The following is a 20,266-nucleotide window of genomic DNA, read 5'->3' on the forward strand; positions in this document are numbered from 1 at the left end:
GGGGGCGGAGCAAAGCTCCGCCCCCCCAACTCTTTACTCTTTCTTTTCTGGATTACCAGCTACTGCTCCTGCTGCCCTTGCTTCCTCCGCCAAGCCTCCACGCTTGCTCATCCACACAGCTACCGCTAAGGCTACGACTGCCAATACCGCAACTACTACTTTCACCCCAACAGCCATCTCCTTTATGACCATAGGAGCAATCAATATGCCCACCAAGTTCATAACCTTTATCAAGGGGTTTATCGCCGGACCAGCTGTATCCTTTAGAGGGTCGCCAACGGTGTCTCCGATAACAGCCGCTTTATGATACTCCGTCCCCTTGCCACCGAGATAGCCGTCCTCTATCTTCTTCTTTGCGTTGTCCCAAATCGCGCCGGTGTTTGCCATGTAGACAGCCAAGAGCTGACCAGTTAATATCGCTCCTGCGAGATAGCCTCCAAGTCCACCCGCACCAAGGCTGAACCCAACGAAGATGGGGGTAGCAATGGCGAGAATGGCAGGTCCAATCAGTTCCTTTTGTGCCTCGGCGGTAACTATATCAACGCATCGTCCATATTCAGGCTTCGCTTTCCCCTCCATCAATCCAGGAATCTCCCTGAACTGCCTCCTTACTTCCTCAACAACCTTAAAGGCAGCTCTTCCCACTGCCTTTATAGCAAAGGATGAGAAGAGGAAGGGAACAGCTCCACCGATAAGGAGACCTACAAAGACGGAAGGTATGTTGACTTGGATACCAGTATGGAGTAGTTGTGCCTCCTCGGTGAAGGAGCGGAAGAGGGAGATAGCGGCTATTACGGCAGTTGCTATTGCAAGCCCTTTAGTGAGAGCCTTTGTTGTGTTTCCTATCGCGTCGAGCCAGGCAACTATCCTTCCTGCCTGAGAGCCCTCCGGTGGGCGAACGCCTGACATCTCAAATATGCCATTTGCATTGTCTGTAATCGGACCATAAGTATCCATAGCGAGGATGAAGCCCGTGGTGGTCAATAGACCCAAACCTGCAAGGGCTATTCCATAGGCGCCCAGCGCAACGCTTTCAGGGAAGATAATCATTGAAAGGATTATGGTTGCGGCAATAGATAGAATAGCCCAAACGGAGCTCTCAATACCGCTCGCCATACCGGTGAGGAGCATAGTAGCTGCGCCTGTGCGGGTGGAATAAGCTGTTTCGGTTGTAGGGTTTTTGTCAGGATGAGTGAAGTAGTTGGTGAGCGCCATTGTAGCAAGGGCGAGGAGGATACCGATTGTTGAGGCAATGCCGAAGCGAATATCGTTGAGATAGAAGTAGGAGAGGAGGAAGAACCCGACCACGGAGACGAGCGCCGATGTCCAGTAGCCCATAGAGATGGGACGCATAGGGTCTCCCATCGCTTCGTCTCTTGCTCTCACGGACCATGTTCCTATTATGGAGGAGAAGACGCCAACTGCTCTTACCATTAGAGCGTAGAGGACGAGCTTGAGTGCGAAGAGGGTGGGGTCGGCGAAATGGCGGTGGAAAGCTGGGTCGGCGAGGCAGCCGACCGCCAAGATAATGGCAGCGACGAGGGTCACCTCATAGGATTCAAAGACATCCGCTGCCATACCGGCGCAGTCTCCCACATTATCTCCAACATTATCGGCGATTACAGCGGCGTTTCTCGGGTCGTCCTCGGGAATCCCCGCTTCTACTTTTCCAACCAAATCCGCGCCGACATCAGCTGCTTTTGTGTAAATCCCTCCACCTACTCTCATGAAAAGGGCTACGAGGCATCCCCCGAATCCGAATCCCACCAAAACCTTCATAGCGTTTTCTTTGAATAAAAGGAAGATGAGCGTGGCTCCCAGGAGCCCCAAGCCAACGGTGAACATCCCGGAAACAGTTCCCGCTTGGAAGGCGAGTTCCAGAGCCTTTTTGAAGGATTGGAGGGCGGCGTTAGCAACTCGCACATTACCTTGCACTGCCAAGGTCATTCCCACATAGCCAGCGCTGAAGGAAGCGAGGGAGCCCAATAGGAAAGCCAGGGCTATTCCTATGGGGATAAAGATGTTATCGGGATAGACGGGACGGTAGACGAAGAAGAGACCAACGGTTATGACGATTATGAAGATGATGAGCGCCTTGAACTGGCGGGATAGGTAAGCTATCGCTCCCTCCTGAATAGCTTGTGCGACCCTTACCATCTCTTGTGGTCCTTGTTCCTGCCTCAAAACTTTCGCCCTCAAATAGGCGCCGTAAAGGAGGGCGATTATAGCGGAAGCAAGGACTACATAGAGGATGGCCAAGTGCTGACTGCTCATGGGAGGGAGGGAAACTGCTTCCCCTTGAGCAAAGGCTAGGCTCACGGGTAGAGCCGGAAGCAAGAACTTCATCCAACGGTGCAAAGCAATCACCTCCTAAAAAGAAAAGGTTAAGTTCAAAAGAAGATTATATAACGAGGTTTAAAGAAAAGCAAATTATTGTATAATGCCATAGCATTTGGGCTTCTTAGGAGACTTCCTATTTACCTTGCCAATCGCTAATCGGCTTTATTGGTCCTATGTAGCTCTTGGCGACAACTATATTATCGAACCAGACCCGGCTTATATGTCCCTCTGGCGATTTGGTGATATATAGAAGCACCCAGATGAAATTAATTTTAAGATTTGGGTCTTTTCGCCATCGGAATCCTTCAAATGGTGCTCCTCCCTCTGGAACCTTGAAATGCTCTGGACCACCCTTCTCATCGCTCCAGCGAATGCATTCGCCCCCTTGACCGGGAATGAACTTATCGTATACCCATTTCCCCTTAGGGAAACCCTTTCCCAAATGGCTGACGAGCTTGCCATTAATCCATAGCGCCATCTCCCCGTTATTATCATCCACTGGGTCGTTCATTTTCATCATAACCTCAACGCAAATCCACTTTCCCTTTTCAACTTTAAGCTTGGGGTCCCTTATGAAGCTATTCCCCCATGTCTTTCCCTCTGGCGGGCTTCCCCGCATTTCCATCCAATATGTGTAATAATCCCAAACCCAAGCGTCGCCGTAGGGTTCAATTCCCGTGGTGAATCGCTCGTCTCCCCTTGGACGCTCTCCCGCCCCTCCCTGTGGCCAAGGCGTAGGAGGATTATAACCACCTATGTGGAAGAAGTGATGGATGGGGGCGCAATCCGGGTCGAATTTGACATAGAAACGGATGAAAAGCTGGTCATACCCGGGCAGGAGTCTACGATATAGATGCCCACCTGTCCCTTCTCCGCCTATGTGGGTCATTAAAAGAGAACTTTTGCCGAAGCTATTGGGTGGGGTATCGGAGGATAGGGACATAATTTCAGGATGAGATATGTTCTCCCAGCGACCTTTCAATTCTTCAATTGAAGCTACCTCAAAGCCCTCAAAAAATATAACTGAGGGGTCTTTTTCTATCCCCTTATCTCCTGGGTACTTGGCGGATATCCCATAACCCTGAGGAAGACTCTTTTCTCCTCCGTGCGCAGCGAGGGCGAAGAAGGTGAAGAGGGGAATTAAAAAGAGAAGATTCCTCATATAATATCACCTCCCCAAATATTCTATCTCTTTTTGAGGAAATGATTAAGCTCTCAGAGAAACTTTTTGCTTTCAAAGGTGGTCTAAAAATTGAAAGACAAAGCCCAGATTTAACGAGATTGTGATTTACTGATAAAATTGTAAGCGATGAGAGAGGATTTGGACATGATTTTAGCGGAATTAAATAGCCATCAAAAGGTTCAAGAAAGGAGATGATTTTGAATGAGGAGTTTTCTTCTTTTGCTTCTTTTCCCCCTCGTTTTCGGAGGGGCAGATGGGATGCTTTCCTCCGACTCCCAAAGCGTTAAGGCGGTCGTTGAGTCTAACAATCGCTTTGCCCTTAAGCTTTATCTCTTTTACAGGGAGAAGTATAAAGATGACAACATATTTTTTTCTCCCTTCAGCATATCCTCTGCCTTCTCAATCCTTTATGAGGGAGCGAGGGGAAGAACCGCTGAGGAGATAAGAAATGTGTTTCTCTTTCCCTCTCAGTCAGATGTGAGAAGGGGAGGGTATCTTTCCCTCTATGAGGAGATGAACAAGCCTGGTAAGAAGTACGAGCTCGCCCTTGCTAACGCTCTCTGGGTCCAGAAGGATTATCGGTTCTTGAAGGAATATCTGAATTTGATTAAGGAATATTATGGTGGGAAAGCGACGAATTTGGATTTTCGGAGAGACCCTGAGGGCTCACGAAAGGTAATTAACGAATGGGTTGAAAAGACGACGAAGGAGAAGATAAAGGATTTGCTCCCAAAAGGGAGCATAGATTCGCTAACGAGGATGGTTATAACTAACGCGATTTATTTCAAAGGGTTATGGATTTTCCCTTTTGATAAGAAAAAGACAAGCGATGCGGATTTCAAGATAAGCCCTGGGGAAATAGTGAAGGTTAAGATGATGAGCTTGCCTCGTCCTCAGAGATTCAATTACGCCGAGACGGAGGACCTTCAGATATTGGAGATGCTATATGAGGGAGAGGAGCTTTCCATGCTCGTTTTGTTGCCGAAGGAAAATTCGCTTGAGAAGTTGGAGAAGAAGTTGAGCTTGGAGAATCTAAATAAGTGGAGGGACATGCTTCAAAGCAGGGAAGTACTGGTTTATTTACCCAAGCTGAAGATTGAGAGGAAATATGCGATGGTTGATGATTTGAAAAAGATGGGGATGCCAAGCGCCTTTGACCCCTCAAAGGCTGACCTATCGGGACTCACTGGGAAGAGGGATTTGTTTGTAACGTGTGTTTACCATCAGGCTTATGTTGATATAAATGAAGAAGGGACGGAGGCAGCGGCTGCCACAGGGATAGTGGTTGGGAGAACAGCTGTGGAGAAGAGGATAATCTTTCGTGCCGACCACCCCTTCATATTCTTGATTCAGGATAGGAGGAATGGGAATATCTTGTTCATGGGCAGGGTTTACAATCCCACAAAATAGGGGAGGTTATGGTGAGGAATTTTCTTTCTTCTCTACTTCTTCTTTTCCTAGCTCTCGGTTTGATTTGCGAAGCATCCTCCCCAAAACTGCAAAATATAAAGGCTGTAATTGAGGCTAACAATCGTTTTGCCTTTGACCTTTACCACCTATATAGCCAAAAATACAAAGAAGAGAATATATTCTTTTCTCCACTCAGCATCTCAAGTGCCTTCTCAATGCTCTATGAGGGGGCGAGAGGAGAGACAGCTGAGGAGATAAGAAAGGCGTTCCATCTGCCCGGTCAGGTGGATGTTTTAAGGGACGGCTATCTTTCGCTATACGAGGAGACGAAAAAGCCAAAGGAATACGAGCTAACATTAGCGAATGCTCTTTGGGTTCAAATGGGTTATCCCTTTCTAAAGGAATATCTGAGCGTTGTAGAAAGGTATTATGGAGGTAAGGCAACGAATTTGGATTTTCGGGGAGACCCTAAGGGTTCTCGTCAGATAATAAACGAGTGGGTTGAGGAAAAAACAAAAGGAAAAATAAAGAATCTGGTTCCTGAGGGAAGCATAAATCCAGAGACCACAAGACTCGCAATCACGAACTCGCTTTACTTTAAGGGTTTGTGGCTTAATCCTTTTGACACTGAACTTACCAAGGAAGCCTATTTTAAGATTAGCCCCCAAAAGAAGGTCAAGGTAATGATGATGTGCACTCATGGTCCCTGGAGTTTTCAATATGCTGAGACGAAGGACTTACAGATATTGGAGATGGAGTATAAGGGGGAAGGGATTTCTATGCTCGTTTTGTTGCCCAAGGGTTATTCCCTTGCAAAATTGGAGGGAATGCTTAATTGGGAGAATCTGAAGAAATGGAGGGGAATGCTTCGAAAGGAGGACCTAATGGTTTACTTCCCGAGGTTCAAGATGGAGAAAAGATATCAGATGGTTGATGACCTTAAAAGGTTAGGGGTGATTAGTGTCTTTGAGCCTGCAGAAGCTGACCTTTCTGGTTTAGACGGGAAGAGGGACCTTTTTGTCTCAAGGGTTTTTCATTCCGCAAAGATTGAGGTAAATGAGGCGGGGACGGAGGCGGCGGCAGCGACTATTGTTTTTGCCGAGGGCGAATTTGAAGTGAAAACATTCCGCGCCGACCATCCCTTTGTTTTCATAATTCAGAACAATAACACGGGAAATATCTTGTTTATAGGGAGAGTTTATAATCCGGAAAAATAAGGATTTGACGGGTAAACCATTTCGCGTTAAAATTTTAATGACAATTAAATATGCCCTTTAAATCTAGTCCTGTGAGGCTAGGAAGGGCAGGCGAGCTATAAATTGCCCTCCTGTGGCTCACAGGGGGGCAATTTTTTTGACTAAAATGGAGAAAGCTTATCTGGTCTTAGAAGATGGGACGGTCTTCGCCGGCAAGCCCCTTGGCAAAAGGGGAACTGTAGCTGGTGAAGTTGTTTTCAATACCTCTATGACTGGCTACCAGGAAATCCTCACTGACCCATCTTACGCTGGGCAAATCGTAACGATGACCTATCCACTCATCGGTAATTATGGCACCAACAATGACGATATGCAGTCCCGCAGGGTCTGGGCGAGCGGTTTCGTCGTAAGGGAAGCTTGCCCCTTGCCATCAAATTTCCGAGCGGAAAATCGGCTTGAAGAGTTTCTCATAAAATGGGATGTAATAGGGGTTGAGGGCGTGGATACGAGGGAGCTCACTCGCAAATTGAGGTCTTATGGCGTAATGATGGGAGCAATTTCCTCGGAGATGGACCCTGATTCTCTCTTGGAATGGCTTTCCAATCAGCCTCGCTATGATGAGCAGGATTTCGTGAGAATCGTCACAACTCCTCAGCCCTATGAGTGGAAGGCAGAAGGTGAGGAGAGATTCCGATTAGCAATATTGGACTGCGGGGTTAAATACAATATACCGAAAATCCTTGCCTCTCTTGGCTGCACAAGCACGATTTATCCTGCCTTCACTTCTGCTGAGGAGATTCTCTCCGGAGGTTACGATGGCATCGTATTTTCCCCTGGTCCAGGCGACCCAGCAAAGCTCGGCTATGTAATAGAGACGATTAAAAAACTCTTGGGGAAGAAGCCGATTTTGGGAATTTGTTTGGGGAATCAGCTTTTGGGCTGGGCGCTTGGTGGCAGAACCTTCAAGTTGAAGTTCGGGCACAGGGGTGGGAATCATCCCGTTAAAGATTTGCGCACGGGTAGGGTACATATAACGAGCCAAAATCACGGCTATGCGGTTGACCCCGATTCAATAAAAGGCTCAGGCGCGATGGTATCCCATATAAATTTGAATGATGGGACGGTTGAGGGATTAATGCATCCTGAGTTGAAAATAATCTCCACCCAGTATCATCCTGAAGCGGCTCCCGGTCCAAGGGACAACATCTACATATTCAGGGAATTCTTGAAAATGATAGAGGGAGGATATGCCTAAAAGAAAGGATATAAAATCCGTTTTAGTTATAGGCTCTGGTCCGATTGTAATCGGGCAAGCGGCGGAGTTTGACTATTCGGGCTCGCAAGCTTGTAGGGCTTTGAGGGAAGAGGGGATAAGGGTGATTCTCGTGAACTCCAATCCTGCGACTATTATGACGGATACAGAGATGGCGGATAGCGTTTATATTGAGCCCTTGACGGTTGAGTTTTTGGAGAAAATTATCGCAAGGGAAAGACCAGATGGTCTCCTACCAACTTTGGGAGGTCAGACGGGTCTGAATTTAGCTACCCAGCTTTATGAGGAGGGGATACTGGAGAAATACGGAGTTCAGCTTCTTGGAACGCCGATAACCGCTATCAGGGATGCCGAGGATAGGGAATATTTCAAGAGGTTGATGCAGAGGATAGGAGAGCCTGTTCCGGAAAGCGTGACCGTGAACGATGTGGAATCAGCTGTTGAGTTCGCTAAGCAGATGGGCTTCCCCTTAATAATCAGACCGGCATATACGCTTGGAGGGACGGGAGGAGGGATTGCTCATAATATGGAGGAGTTGAGAGAGATAGTGCATAGGGGGCTCCTCCTTTCTATGAGGAAACAAGTGCTGGTTGAGAAATGCGTTTTGGGTTGGAAGGAGATAGAATACGAGGTAATGAGGGATGCAAACGACAATTGCATAACCGTTTGTAATATGGAGAACTTAGACCCAATGGGGGTTCATACGGGAGATAGCATAGTGATTGCTCCCTCTCAAACTCTCTCCGATGAGGAATATCATATGCTGAGGACCGCTTCGCTCAAAATAATAAGGGCTTTGGGAGTTGAGGGCGGATGTAACATACAGTTCGCTTTGGACCCGAAATCGTTCCAATATTATGTGATAGAGGTGAATCCCAGAGTATCTCGTTCGTCGGCGCTTGCTTCCAAAGCGACTGGTTACCCGATAGCGAGGGTTGCCTCAAAGATAGCCATTGGTCTTACCTTGGATGAGATTCCCAATAAAGTAACGGGTAAGACTATGGCCTGCTTTGAGCCAGCTCTTGATTATGTAGTTGTAAAGATTCCGCGCTGGCCTTTTGATAAGTTCCCCACAGCGGATAGGGAAATCGGCACACAGATGAAGGCGACTGGGGAGGTAATGAGTATAGGACGCACCTTTGAGGAGGCATTGCTCAAGGCTGTCCGCTCACTTGAGATAGGAACTTATGGGCTGAATATCAGAGGTAGCGCCAGCTGGGGAGCGATGGAGCTTGAGGAGCTGATAAGCACTCCCAATGACCTGAGGCTTTTCGCCATAGCGGAAGCCCTGAGGAGGAAGATGCCGGTTGAGGAGATAGTGGCACTATCTAATATAGACAGATGGTTCATTGAGAAGATGAAGGGAATTATTGAAATGGAGGAGAAATTGAAAGATGTGAAGGGAGATAAAGAGAAATTGAAGGAGTTGCTTCTCCCTGCAAAGAGGATGGGCTTTTCCGATAGGTGGATTGGCGAGTTGGTGAGTATGAGCGAGGATGATGTGAGGAATTTAAGGCATGAGATGGGGATAAAGCCCGTTTATAAGATGGTGGATACCTGTGCGGGTGAGTTTGAGGCGCAGACGCCCTATTTCTATTCAACCTATGAGAGGGAGAACGAAAGCAAGAAAACGGGGAGGAGGAATGTGGTTGTTTTGGGAAGCGGTCCCATAAGGATTGGGCAGGGGATAGAATTTGATTACTGTAGTGTTCACTGCGTTTGGGCTCTTCAGAAAGAGGGCTATGAAGCGATACTAATAAACAATAATCCCGAAACGGTATCAACAGATTTTGATACCTCTGATAAGCTTTACTTTGAGCCTCTGACCTTAGAGGATGTTTTAAATGTGGTTGAGAACGAGAAGCCAGAAGGGATAATAGTGCAATTCGGTGGGCAAACGCCCCTTAATTTGGCGAGAGCGCTCGCTGAGCGGGGAGTTAAAATACTTGGAACATCTTTCCAAGGCATAGATATAGCAGAGGATAGGGATTTATTTGAGAAGCTTCTCAGAGAGCTTGATATACCCAAGCCAGCAGGGAGGGCGGTAGAGTCGGTGGAAGAGGCAATTTCAGTAGCCCGGGAAATTGGTTATCCTCTTCTCGTGCGTCCCTCCTTCGTTTTGGGTGGGAGGGCTATGGAAATCGTCTCCAGCGAGGAGGAGCTTCTCCGCTACATAACTTACGCCGTTTCTGTCTCACCTGAACATCCCGTTTTAATAGATAAATACATTCGGGGATTGGAATGCGAGGTTGATGCGGTTTCCGATGGAGAGGATGTCTTGATTCCCGGCATAATGGAGCATATAGAGAGAGCAGGGGTGCATTCGGGTGATTCAATGGCTGTCTACCCACCTCGCTCCCTCTCCGAGGAGGAGAAGGAGAAGATAATAGATTATACGACTCGCATAGCGAGGGCATTGAATGTCAAGGGATTGATAAATATTCAATTCGTCGTTGCCAATGGCATTGTTTATGTTATTGAAGCCAATCCGCGTGCCTCCCGCACGATTCCCTACATCTCAAAAATCACTGGCGTTCCCATGGTCTCGTTGGCGGTGCGTGCTATGTTGGGAGAGAAGCTCAGGGATATGGGCTATGGCATAGGGTTGTATCCAGAAGGAGAATATATAGCGGTTAAGGCGCCGGTTTTCTCCTCAGCAAAGCTCACGGGTGCGGAGATAGTCTTAGGACCCGAGATGAAATCAACTGGGGAGATAATGGGGATAGATAAGGATTTCGGTAAGGCGCTATATAAGGCAATGGTGGCGGCTGGCATCGGCGTACCAAGGGGAGGGAAGATAATGGCAACGATAGCGGATAGCGATAAAGAGGAAGCTTTCCCGATAATTAGGGAATTTTATGAAAGGGGATTCTCAATATATGCTACGGAGGGAACCGCTAAATTTCTTCAAATCCACGGAATAAAGGCGGAGAAGGTGAAGAAGATCGCTGAGGGAAGCCCGAACGCGATAGATTTGATAAAGAGAGGGGAGATAAAATTAGTTCTAAATACTATGTCTAAGGATGGGAAAGTTGAAAGGGATGGGGCGAAGATAAGGAGGGCGGCGGTTGAGCATGAGGTTCCTTGCTTGACTTCTTTGGATACCGCGAGAGCATTGCTTTTGGCTATGGAGAGTGAGGACGGCGGTTTTTCCTGTCTTCCCATAGACCAATACCAGCCCAAGAGAACATAAACACCAGCTAAATCCAAAAAAGAGAAACTTTTCCCCAACCAAATTAGTCTATAAAGTGAAGGGAAATGAGGAGACTTTTACTATCTCTCTTTATGTGCAGCCTTGTCTTCGCAACCCAGCCAATAGACTTTTATTGGGAAACGAAAAAAATAACCTTTGATTGTTTTAAATTGCTCGGTGCCAATGGCAGTCTCTTTCTTGAGGAGACATCTAAAGCGGGGCATTGGCTACGCCTTTCTCAATCGGTAATGGACTATTTAGGGATGAAAGGGAGATTGAAAGTGAAATGGCGTGTAGGAAGTCATAATTCTGTAACTGCCGAGCCAGGCATAGAAATGAATTATGGAAGGAAACAAACAAAAATTCCCTTTGGCGCGGACGAATTTACTTACCTAAGTGCCCTTTTGAAGATATTGGGTAAGAAGGTGAATCCCAAAGAGTTGCTTTATCGTTTACACGATTACGGAGCGCCAACTATCAGTATTGATGGAGAAAGGTTAGTGTATAGGGTTTGGCGGGATGGGAGGATGGTCGTTGTTGTGGGGGATTTGAAAGGCAAAATCTTTTGGAAATGGGGTTTCCCATTGGAGGAGGGAGAGATTCCTGCTGACCCATCTATTTCTCCCAATGGCAAAATAGCATGTTTTCTCTATGAACATCCCTCCTCCACCTATAAGCTTTATATTAAAGACCTGTCTAAAAACAGGTTCTATAAACATAACATCCCGTTACCCGACACTAAAAACGTCTATCTATATAATACCCCCTTTCTATATCCCTCGGACAAATTCGTCCTATGTGGAATAGCTTGCTATGATTTCCAAGACAAAATTGATGACCACTATGTGAAGCTATATTTTTATGAAATGGACAAGATGGTCTACGCCCTTAACGAGAAACTTCACGGTATTTTGAATTTCCTTTGGTCTCCCGACCAACAGAAGCTATTGATAGCTTTTGAAAATAGGCGAGAAGATTGGTTTAAATATTATAAAGATTTATGGGTGGTGGATGTGCCAAGGAAGAAGCTTTATCGCTTTAAGCTTTTACCGGCTCATTATACTTTCGCTTGGGATAATAACAGCAGAGGCATTTTCCTCGCCACTAAGGGGAAGAGCAGGGGAGAAATCTTCTACCTGCCAATCAAAGGTAAAAAGGCGTTTAAAGTGTATAAATGTAACGAGGGTTTGGAGATTTTTAGCCTGCAAAACGATGGGACCCTTCTCCTAAAGAAAGGAGCAACAAAAGTCCTCTTTTTCGCAAAAGGAAGAGTGGTAAAAGAAGTTAAGGCGTTCTTCCACAAATACATAGAAAATACACCTGCGTTGCCTGGTGTATGTTGTTGTGTGGAATGGATATCCCGGGGATGTTATGTAATTGTGGGACCTTTTCCCACAAATTGTATAGAAATTGGCGTAGTTAATGAACCCATATTTACAAAACATCAAATTTTCGTCTACTCTAATTACATCGTCGGAGACATTATAAGAATAAACAGGATACTTTTATCGGAGAAGAATTGGCAATGCGTAAAGGAAATCTTAGCGAAAAATACCCCAATCTATTTTGACATTCATCCCACAGAAGGAGTTGCCTTGCTTAATTCTTTGTATGGTGGCTGTGCTAAATTAGCCCTTTTCTCTATTCAATCAACAATGGAATGAGCTGTTGTGGCTGGAAGAGACAAAGCCAGCGTGGGCTGTCTTTCTCCGCAAGAACCTCAATATTTAAGCCGATTCTCTCGCCTTCCTTTATATCCAAGCCAATAATAGGGTAACGCTTAATTGAGAATGAGATTTCATAGTGCCTATCGTCTAACTTTCGGACTGTAGCTTTCATATTATCAGCGGGCGGAGCTAAGGTTGAATCTGTGAATGGCCACTTCTCCGTTGAACTTGCATTTGTTACTTCAGCCCTTAGCCTTGTCTTTTCCTCTTGCCAGTCCGTATAAATCCTAATATCAAGATTGTCAGCTCCAACATAATAGCCGTCCGCATTGCAGTCCAATTGGATGTGAATCTGGGGAACAGGGAGGTTGAAGACGAAGCGGAAATTCAACCATTCTCCATCGTGATAGAGATATATATCGCCATGGAGGGGATTTTCTATGGGAGGGATAGGGTAGGGGCGGGGAATATCAGATGTATCCTCATCAATCCAAAACCATCTCTTACTTTGGTCCCTATCTATTATAGGCTTGCATGCGTAAATAGGGAAGGGGTCGTAGCCATCAATCACTCCATCGCCATCGCTATCGGGATTTTGAGGGTCAGGCATCACATATTTCGCTCTTGCATTTATATCATTCGGCCAGACGAGGGTTTCATATACCCAGCTGGATGCCATAACCTCTCCCATATCATCTAAGCCATCTGAGTCGGAGTCCGTTTGGCTTGGGTCGCTTCCAAACCTCTTCTCATCAAGGGGGACAGCAGGGCAATCGTCGGGAATCCCATCCCCATCAGCGTCCTTGACGCTAACAACTTCCCCGAATTTATTCGTAAACCAGAGGTTTAAATCACCGTAATGCCAGTGGCGAAGCAGCCAGGCATTCCCATCGTAATGGCTGCCGAAGTTATCGGCAAAACCATCGGGAGTTATGCTAAAATGATTGAAGGGATATTCGGGATAACCGCTCTCATGATATTCGCTGTCCAATTGGTGGTGAAATTCATGGACGAAGAGCCAGGCTGGGTCGTGCCCACCAAGAAAGTGGGAGCTTCCCGGTCTCATATCCACCCCGTAAGTTCCACCACCGCTGGGAGTGAACTCGTACTGCTTCTTTTGAGGGTTCCAGTGCCTCTCGCAAGTTATCGCTACGACTGCGGGATATTCATCTAATGAGCGCCCACGCAGGCGGAGGAGCTCTTTCAAATCCTCTATCGGCTTGTCTCTCCAAAAACCGTTTCCATTATAGCCCGGTTGTTCTTTGCTTATGTTTATCCTTTTATTGATGAAGAAAAGGTCGCAATCCAACCAGAGCTTCATATTGGAATTAGTCCAATAGAAAATCTGAACCATCTCTATTTCCCGGCGAATGTAATCAAGATAAGAACGGCTAACGGGCGGAGCGGGAGGCGCTTCAGGATTGTCAACCTTCACAACATCCGAATAGATGATAACCGCAATGGGAATCCTGAGGAAAGTCGTATAGCCAGCACTGGGTTGGGTAGAAAAGGCGAATTCAAACGAATAGAGGTTGTGGGAGCTTGTGTCATCACTGAACTCTACGGCACGAGGGATGGGAACGCGGATAAGATACTGGGTTGCTGGCTCCAGTTCCTCTATTTTTAGCCTATGCTTTTTCCTTTCCCCCGGTATAGAGAACGACTGCCATCTATTTACCCCTTTCTTTGAGATCTCAACAATGCTCTGGGAGGGGAAAGGAGTTTCCCATCTTATTGTTACTTTGTTTTCTTCTGGCTTTACCGCCGGGCGGATAGGGATTTGGAAGTTGAGACGAGGGTCAAGGGGAAGGATTATAACCCTATTCCCCGTTGCAATGGCGACCTCGTTTGTTTTTGGTGAGAGAGAAATTGAGTTAGCTGGCTCAAACATATTGCCGAGCCGTCCCAGAGCGAAAACCGGAGGGACTTTCCCATCTTTGAAGATGGAGTTCCTTGAGGGAAAACCTTGTGGGGTGCGATGCCCCTGATAGACGGCGATAACCTCCCTTTCTCCTGCGTCAACGAAACCATTGAATACTCTCCAATGGGGATTACTTAACTCGGAAAGGGGAAGTCTCTTTATCTCTCCGCTGTATGAACTCAAAGCCCATAGTTCTTGGGTAGGTTGGGAAAGGGCGAGGCTCCTACAGCTCCAAAACCCTTTGAGTTCATAAATTTCGTTGGGCTCGGCAGTTTTTTGAGCTGGGAGGAATTTCCAAATTGCGACTCTTCCATTTCCTTCATCAGCGACGAAGACAAACCCATCTTCTGAAACAGCTATATCCATAGGATGGGACAATTCCCCTTTACCATTCCCCTGCTTGCCGAATTTTGTGATTTGAGAAAAGGAGGGGTATTTACTCAGGTCATATATGGAGATATCGTTGTTCTCGCCATCGGCTATGAAAATGCAATCTTTCCAGATGGCTATCCCGCTTGGAAAGCGAAAGCCATCAATTGATGCCTCCCTTCCTGCTCTTTTCTCCCCAATAGAGTAGAAGATAACCGTTCCTTTACCTCCCTCGCAAACAGCTAACTTATCCTCTTTAAGCCATAATAATCCCTGAGGCTTGCTCAAATTTTTGATTTCCACTTCCTTTCGCCAGCTTTCTTCCGTCCTTTTGAAGACGAGAACCCTATCATTTCCCGTATCGCTGATAGCGAGGAGGTCGCCGTTTGGGGAGAAAGCCACCGCTTGAGGTTGATTAAGGGGTAGGGTGAAAGCTTTAAGTTGTATAAAGAACAAAGTAATAAATAGGAAGGAAACTTTTTTCATTTTTGCCTCCGTTTTTGGGGGTGCCCCTGAAAGGGGCACCCCCAAAAAATTATTTTCAGCCGAGATACTTCTTCTTCAAGCTCTCAAGATATTCCTTCTCCTTCTTTATATCTCCCACTCTATCCGTCCCTGCTTCCCTTTCTATTATCAGCGGACCCTCATATCCTATCTCTATGAACTTCTTGATGCATTCCTCAATGTTCGCTTGCCCCTCACCTAAGATGACTTCGTGCCCAAGCTGTCCTTCCTTCTCCGGCCAGACTCCATCCTTCATATGTGTGCTTATGATATAATCCTTCAATACCTCAATGCCCTGCACGGAGAAAGCTTTTCCATAGAGAATCAGATTGGCGGTATCAAAGTTAACCTTAGCGTTCGGGTAGCCGAGCCTTTCAATGAACTCCTTCAATTCCTCTGGTGTTTCCTGCCCCGTTTCAAAAGCGAAGTATATGCCGAGCTTCTCGCAGTGGGCTACAACCTCGCCAACCGCCTTCAACATAATATCGTAGAGGGGGTCGCTTGTGTCGGAAGGGATGAAACCAACATGGGCTGCCATAGCGGGGATGCCGAGACGGGCGGTAAACTCCGCCGTCTTCTTTGCGATCTCCAATCTTTCCGGTATCTTCTCCTTGTTGGCGAAGCCAACTGTCTCCCTCACAGTTGGGATATCATCATAGCGTTCTCCGGGGAAGCCGGCGAAAACGGCAACTACCTCCAAACCGCTCTCTTCTAATTTCCTCTTCAGAAAATCCTCTTTCTCCTTATCCCCAGCGTAAGTGAAAAATGCATCTGCGCCGAGCTGGATGACGCTGAACCCCATCTCTTTGGCGAGGGAGAGCGCGGTAGGGATATCCTTCTGGGCAAGGCAGGGAAGGAAAACGCCCAAAGCCAATTTTTCCATTTTTCATCAGCCTCCTTATTTTTTTAAAAATTTTAAATAGGCGTCTTTTTTAGTAAAGAAAAATATTGCAAAAGTTTTCCGAAAGGGTAGAATAAAATAATAAAACGATTAAATTTTGTTTTGGAAAGGAGGAAAGCAGATGAAGTCGGAAGGAAGGACGAGCATTTATCCTAAAGAGCTTCGCTGTGAATACAAGGTAAACCCTTTGGGAATAGATGAGAGGGAGCCGAGATTGAGCTGGGTTTTAGAGACTCGTGATGGGACTTTGCGTGGAAGCAAGCAAACCGCTTACCAAATCCTTGTTGCGTCAAGCAAGGAGAAGTTAGAGGAAGGGGAAGCTGACCTCTGGGACAGCGGTAAGGTGGAAAGCGACCAAACTGCTCATATCGTATATAGGGGAAAAGAGCTGAAAAGCGAGATGGAGTGTTGGTGGAAGGTGAAGGTCTGGGATGAGAAGGGAGAGGTCTCCGAATGGAGCGAGCCAGCGTTTTGGACTATGGGGCTGCTGGAAAGAGAGGATTGGAAGGGGAAATGGATTGGATACGATGCTCCCTTCCAACCCTTAGAGGGTGAGCAGGAGACTGCGAAGGCAAGCCACTTTGTCGGTTCTTATTGGATTTGGTTTCCCGAAGGGGAGAAATTGGAGGAGATTCCCGCAGGGAAGCGTTTCTTCCGTAAGAAGTTTTCTATTGCATCGGGCAGGATTAAGAAAGCCATCCTCGCTATAGCGGGAGATATAAATTTCGTGGCTTATATCAATGGGAAAGAAGTGGCAAAAGCTGGAGGGGATTACAGGAATCCCTTAATTATAGATGTAGACAAGATAGAGGAAGAGGAGAATGTTCTTGCTATTGAGGGGGAGAGTACAGCGAAGGGGAAAGCGGGTTTCGTCTGTGCCTTAAGGATTGAGATGGAGGATGGTGAGGTTATTAGGGTGTTCTCGGATGGGAGTTGGAGGACGAGCAAGGATGAGAAGGAGGGTTGGCAGAATGCCAACTTTGCTGATGCACAATGGGTTCAGGCTAAGGAATTGGCTCGCTTTGGCGACGCTCCCTGGGGGTGGCTAACGAAGAGCGGGATTTTCCTGTTGCCTTCTCCTTATTTAAGGAAGGTCTTTGAGGCTAAAAAGCCGATAAGGAAGGCACATTTATATGTTAGTGCTTTGGGGATTTGCGAGGTTTATATTAATGGCAAGAGGGTGGGAAACGATTATTTCGTTCCCGGTTGGAGCGATTATAGGAAGAGAGTTTATTATAAGACCTATGATGTGAGGGAGCACTTACAATCCGGAGGAAACGCCATTGGTGTCATTTTGGCTGATGGATGGTATTCGGGTTATCTGGATATGAAGGGTAGGGGGATATATGGTTCTCATCCCAAACTCCTGCTTCAATTAAATATTGAATATGAGGACGGAAGCAGGGAGGAAATCGTCAGCGACGGAAGTTGGAAGGCTAGCTACGGAGCAATCAGGGAAGCTGATTTGTATATGGGGGAAACATATGATGCCCGTTTGGAGATTTCTAATTGGTCTGAGCCCGATTTTGATGATTCCTCCTGGGACAAGGCATCCGTTTTCAACGAGATGGAAAGAATCATTACCGCTCATCCTGGCGTTCCCGTAAGGAAGCAGATGGAACTTAAGCCGATAAGCATCAGTGAGCCTAAGCCAGGAGTTTATGTGGTTGATATGGGGCAGAATATGGTGGGATGGGTGAGGATAAAGGCTAAAGGGGAAAGGGGAAGGAAGATAGTCATTCGCTATGCGGAGATGCTTCAGCCGGACGGGATGATTTATACGGAAAATCTGAGGACCGCCCGTTGCACGGACACTTATATTAAGAAAAGCGATGGAGAAGAGATTTGGGAGCCGCGCTTCACATTCAGGGGATTCCGCTATGTGGAGGTAACAGGCTATCCTGAGAAGTTATCTGAGGAGGACATCGTCGGCGTGGTAGTTAATTCAGATATGAAAATCACGGGCGATTTCCATTGTTCGGACGAGAGGCTAAATCGCCTATTCCAAAACATCGTTTGGGGGCAAAGAGGAAATTATCTTGAGGTTCCCACTGATTGCCCTCAGAGGGATGAGAGGTTGGGGTGGACGGGAGATGCACAAATTTTCCTCCGCACGGCAACCTATAATATGGATGTCGCAGCCTTCATCACTAAATGGCTTATTGACCTCGTGGATTCCCAGAATGAAGAGGGAGCATTTGCCCATGTAGCACCCGATATAGGGTTGGGTAACGACTCCCCCGCTTGGATTGATGCGGGGATAATATGTCCCTATATTCTCTATAAAGTTTATGGCGATAAGAGAATTTTGGAGAGGAACTATTCCTCAATGGTTCGTTATATAGAATATCTGAAAAAGAACAGCGATGGCTATCTTCGTCCTGCAATCGGATTTGGAGACTGGTTGAGCGTAAATGCGGATACGCCAAAGGATTTGATTGCCACTGCTTATTTCGCTTATGTTGTCTCCCTTATGGCGGAGATAGCGGAGGTTATGGGCAAGGATAAGGATGCACAGGATTACAAGCAACTTTTTAACGACATCAAGACAGCATTTAACAAGGCATATGTATTTGATGATGGGAGGATAAAGGGAGAGACACAAACCGCCTACTTGTTGGCTTTGGATTTTGATTTGCTGCCGGAGGAGAAGATTCCCCTTGCTGTCAAGCATTTGGTTGAGGATATAAAGAGGAGAGACGACCATCTATCAACCGGTTTCTTGGGAGCAAAGCCTCTCCTCCCCATTTTAACCCGTTATGGCTATGTTGATTTAGCCTATACCCTCCTATTGCAGGATACATTCCCCTCTTGGCTATATATGGTTAAACAGGGAGCAACGACCATTTGGGAGAGGTGGGATGGTTGGACGGAGGAGAAGGGATTTCAGGACCCAGGAATGAATTCCTTCAATCACTATGCCTTTGGCTCGGTTGGGGAATGGATGTTCGCTATGATGGCGGGAATAGATTTGGAGGAGCCTGGTTATAAGAAGATAAAGATAGAACCCCATCCTGACCCAAAGGGGAGAATCAAATTCGTGAGGGCGCAATATGAATCCATAAGCGGTTTGATTAAGGTTGAGTGGAGCAAGGACGAAGAAGGGATGGCTTTATCGGTTTCGATACCGCCGAATACCACTGCTAAAATTTACCTTCCTGTAGAGGAAGGTATGGAGATTTGGGAGAACGGTCAGCCGCCTGAGGAGAGGGAAGGGATAAGGTTCTTGAGGAAGGAAGGGAATAGAATGATTTACGAGGTCGTTTCCGGTGAATATCTATTTCAAGTTGAGAAGGAGGTGGAGGTTTAAGGCGCCTCTATCTATTTAATCTCCAAGCTTTTCTTTTCCTGAACTTTTCTTTGAACAGATTCTTTATCCTTCCTTCCTCTTCGAGGTGCATCATACAGGCTCTTATGCAGCCTCTTGCACCCTCAATTGCCCCTAAGTGATGGAAAACATAAAGAGAAGAGGCATTGTAAGGAATGCTCTGTAGAGCTTGGAACTCAGGGCGGGCATAGCCCGCTCCCTTGCCATCTATTTTCTCAAAATCTATTTCCATAAAGTTTGGAGGGATAAAGGGGTTGAATTCTTTATTTCCTCCCGTATAGGCAAGCATGCATCTCTCCTCGTTTAGTTCTCCCCAGACGAATTCTCTACCAGCGATTTTAATTCTTACCACTTTTTCTTTGCTTATTGCTTTTCCCGAACACTCTTGAACGCAAAGCATACACCTGTCACATATAGACGGACCCTCATATATAGGGTCGGGTTCCAGCGGAGCATCCGTTAATAAAAAGGCAAGACGTTGTCGTGGACCGAATTCAGGGGAAAGGAATAGCTTGCTATATCCTATCTCTCCCATACCACAAATAACGGCAGCGATGCGGAAGTGGAGGAGGACATCCGGGGCAGGTCTATCTGGGGAAACCGCCGCGCTGATATTTGTTGGCTTCCCACGCAGGATTTCCACTGATGAACCTATTACCATGTTTTGTATAGGGATGGCTTCGTAGCCCTCGTCCTCAATCATACAAGCAACTTGTCTTAATACATTAGGGGCATACACGAGGTTGATATGGGCGTAGCCCATAGATGGGTAAGCGGCGAAATATGTTCCCTCCTCAATTCCCCGTAGGCTGCCTCGCAGAATGCGAAAGCCAAAGCCTATTATCGCCTTTGCCTCTGGGAAGATATATCTCGGGTCCATTTCCTTGGGCGCTCCCTCAAATCTATCCATTGAGCCTATACCAACAATATCCGCTCCGCATTTCTTCGCATACTCCTTAACCTTTTCTGCCGTTAACATAA

The 20,266-nt window shown here is 46.7% G+C and carries 11 protein-coding genes; 6 read left to right on the forward strand and 5 right to left on the reverse strand.

Going from position 1 to position 20,266, the window contains the following annotated elements; genetic code table 11:
- Positions 1–33 precede the first annotated feature (33 nt).
- Complete coding sequence (locus H5T88_00005; GenBank protein MBC7328722.1) at positions 34–2,274, reverse strand: sodium-translocating pyrophosphatase; 2,241 nt, start codon at positions 2,272–2,274, stop codon at positions 34–36.
- 199 nt (positions 2,275–2,473) lie between these two features.
- The gene (locus tag H5T88_00010) at positions 2,474–3,502 is read right to left on the reverse strand and encodes a hypothetical protein (protein ID MBC7328723.1); all 1,029 of its coding nucleotides are present in this window, start codon (positions 3,500–3,502) and stop codon (positions 2,474–2,476) included.
- A gap of 222 nt (positions 3,503–3,724) precedes the next feature.
- Between H5T88_00010 and H5T88_00015 the strand changes: the two genes are divergently transcribed.
- The 5 genes from H5T88_00015 to H5T88_00035 all read left to right on the forward strand — a co-directional run bounded on the left by H5T88_00015 (position 3,725) and on the right by H5T88_00035 (position 12,259).
- The gene (locus H5T88_00015; protein ID MBC7328724.1) at positions 3,725–4,933 is read left to right on the forward strand and encodes a serpin family protein; all 1,209 of its coding nucleotides are present in this window, start codon (positions 3,725–3,727) and stop codon (positions 4,931–4,933) included.
- Between the two features lie 8 nt (positions 4,934–4,941).
- Complete coding sequence (locus H5T88_00020) at positions 4,942–6,150, forward strand: serpin family protein (protein ID MBC7328725.1); 1,209 nt, start codon at positions 4,942–4,944, stop codon at positions 6,148–6,150.
- Between the two features lie 145 nt (positions 6,151–6,295).
- Positions 6,296–7,384 carry a glutamine-hydrolyzing carbamoyl-phosphate synthase small subunit gene (carA, locus tag H5T88_00025; GenBank protein ID MBC7328726.1) on the forward strand — a complete coding sequence of 363 codons (1,089 nt, stop codon included), beginning with the start codon at positions 6,296–6,298 and terminating at the stop codon, positions 7,382–7,384.
- A complete protein-coding gene (gene carB / locus H5T88_00030; GenBank protein ID MBC7328727.1) occupies positions 7,377–10,595 on the forward strand; it encodes a carbamoyl-phosphate synthase large subunit in 3,219 nt (1,072 codons plus the stop codon). The genes carA and carB overlap by 8 nt, the downstream gene beginning before the upstream one ends.
- Positions 10,596–10,660: 65 nt before the next feature.
- Complete coding sequence (locus tag H5T88_00035; GenBank protein MBC7328728.1) at positions 10,661–12,259, forward strand: hypothetical protein; 1,599 nt, start codon at positions 10,661–10,663, stop codon at positions 12,257–12,259.
- Here the strand turns inward: H5T88_00035 and H5T88_00040 are convergent.
- Both H5T88_00040 and H5T88_00045 read right to left on the reverse strand, forming a co-directional pair.
- On the reverse strand, positions 12,237–15,038 hold the full coding sequence (locus H5T88_00040) for a hypothetical protein (protein ID MBC7328729.1): 2,802 nt from the start codon (positions 15,036–15,038) through the stop codon (positions 12,237–12,239). The two genes, H5T88_00035 and H5T88_00040, sit on opposite strands and share 23 nt — an antisense overlap.
- A gap of 55 nt (positions 15,039–15,093) precedes the next feature.
- Positions 15,094–15,939, reverse strand: a complete 846-nt coding sequence (locus H5T88_00045; GenBank protein MBC7328730.1) for a sugar phosphate isomerase/epimerase — start codon at positions 15,937–15,939, stop codon at positions 15,094–15,096.
- A gap of 139 nt (positions 15,940–16,078) precedes the next feature.
- On the opposite strand from H5T88_00045, the gene H5T88_00050 reads away from it, so the two are divergent.
- Entirely contained in the window at positions 16,079–19,267 is a 3,189-nt protein-coding gene (locus H5T88_00050; protein MBC7328731.1) for a family 78 glycoside hydrolase catalytic domain, read from the forward strand.
- Between the two features lie 7 nt (positions 19,268–19,274).
- Here H5T88_00050 and H5T88_00055 read toward each other — a convergent pair whose 3' ends face one another.
- Positions 19,275–20,264, reverse strand: coding sequence for a (4Fe-4S)-binding protein (locus tag H5T88_00055; protein ID MBC7328732.1), 990 nt, complete (start codon positions 20,262–20,264; stop codon positions 19,275–19,277).
- Positions 20,265–20,266 lie beyond the last annotated feature (2 nt).

It is taken from the genome of bacterium, from assembly GCA_014360495.1.
GTDB lineage: Bacteria > Armatimonadota > JACIXR01 > JACIXR01 > JACIXR01 > JACIXR01.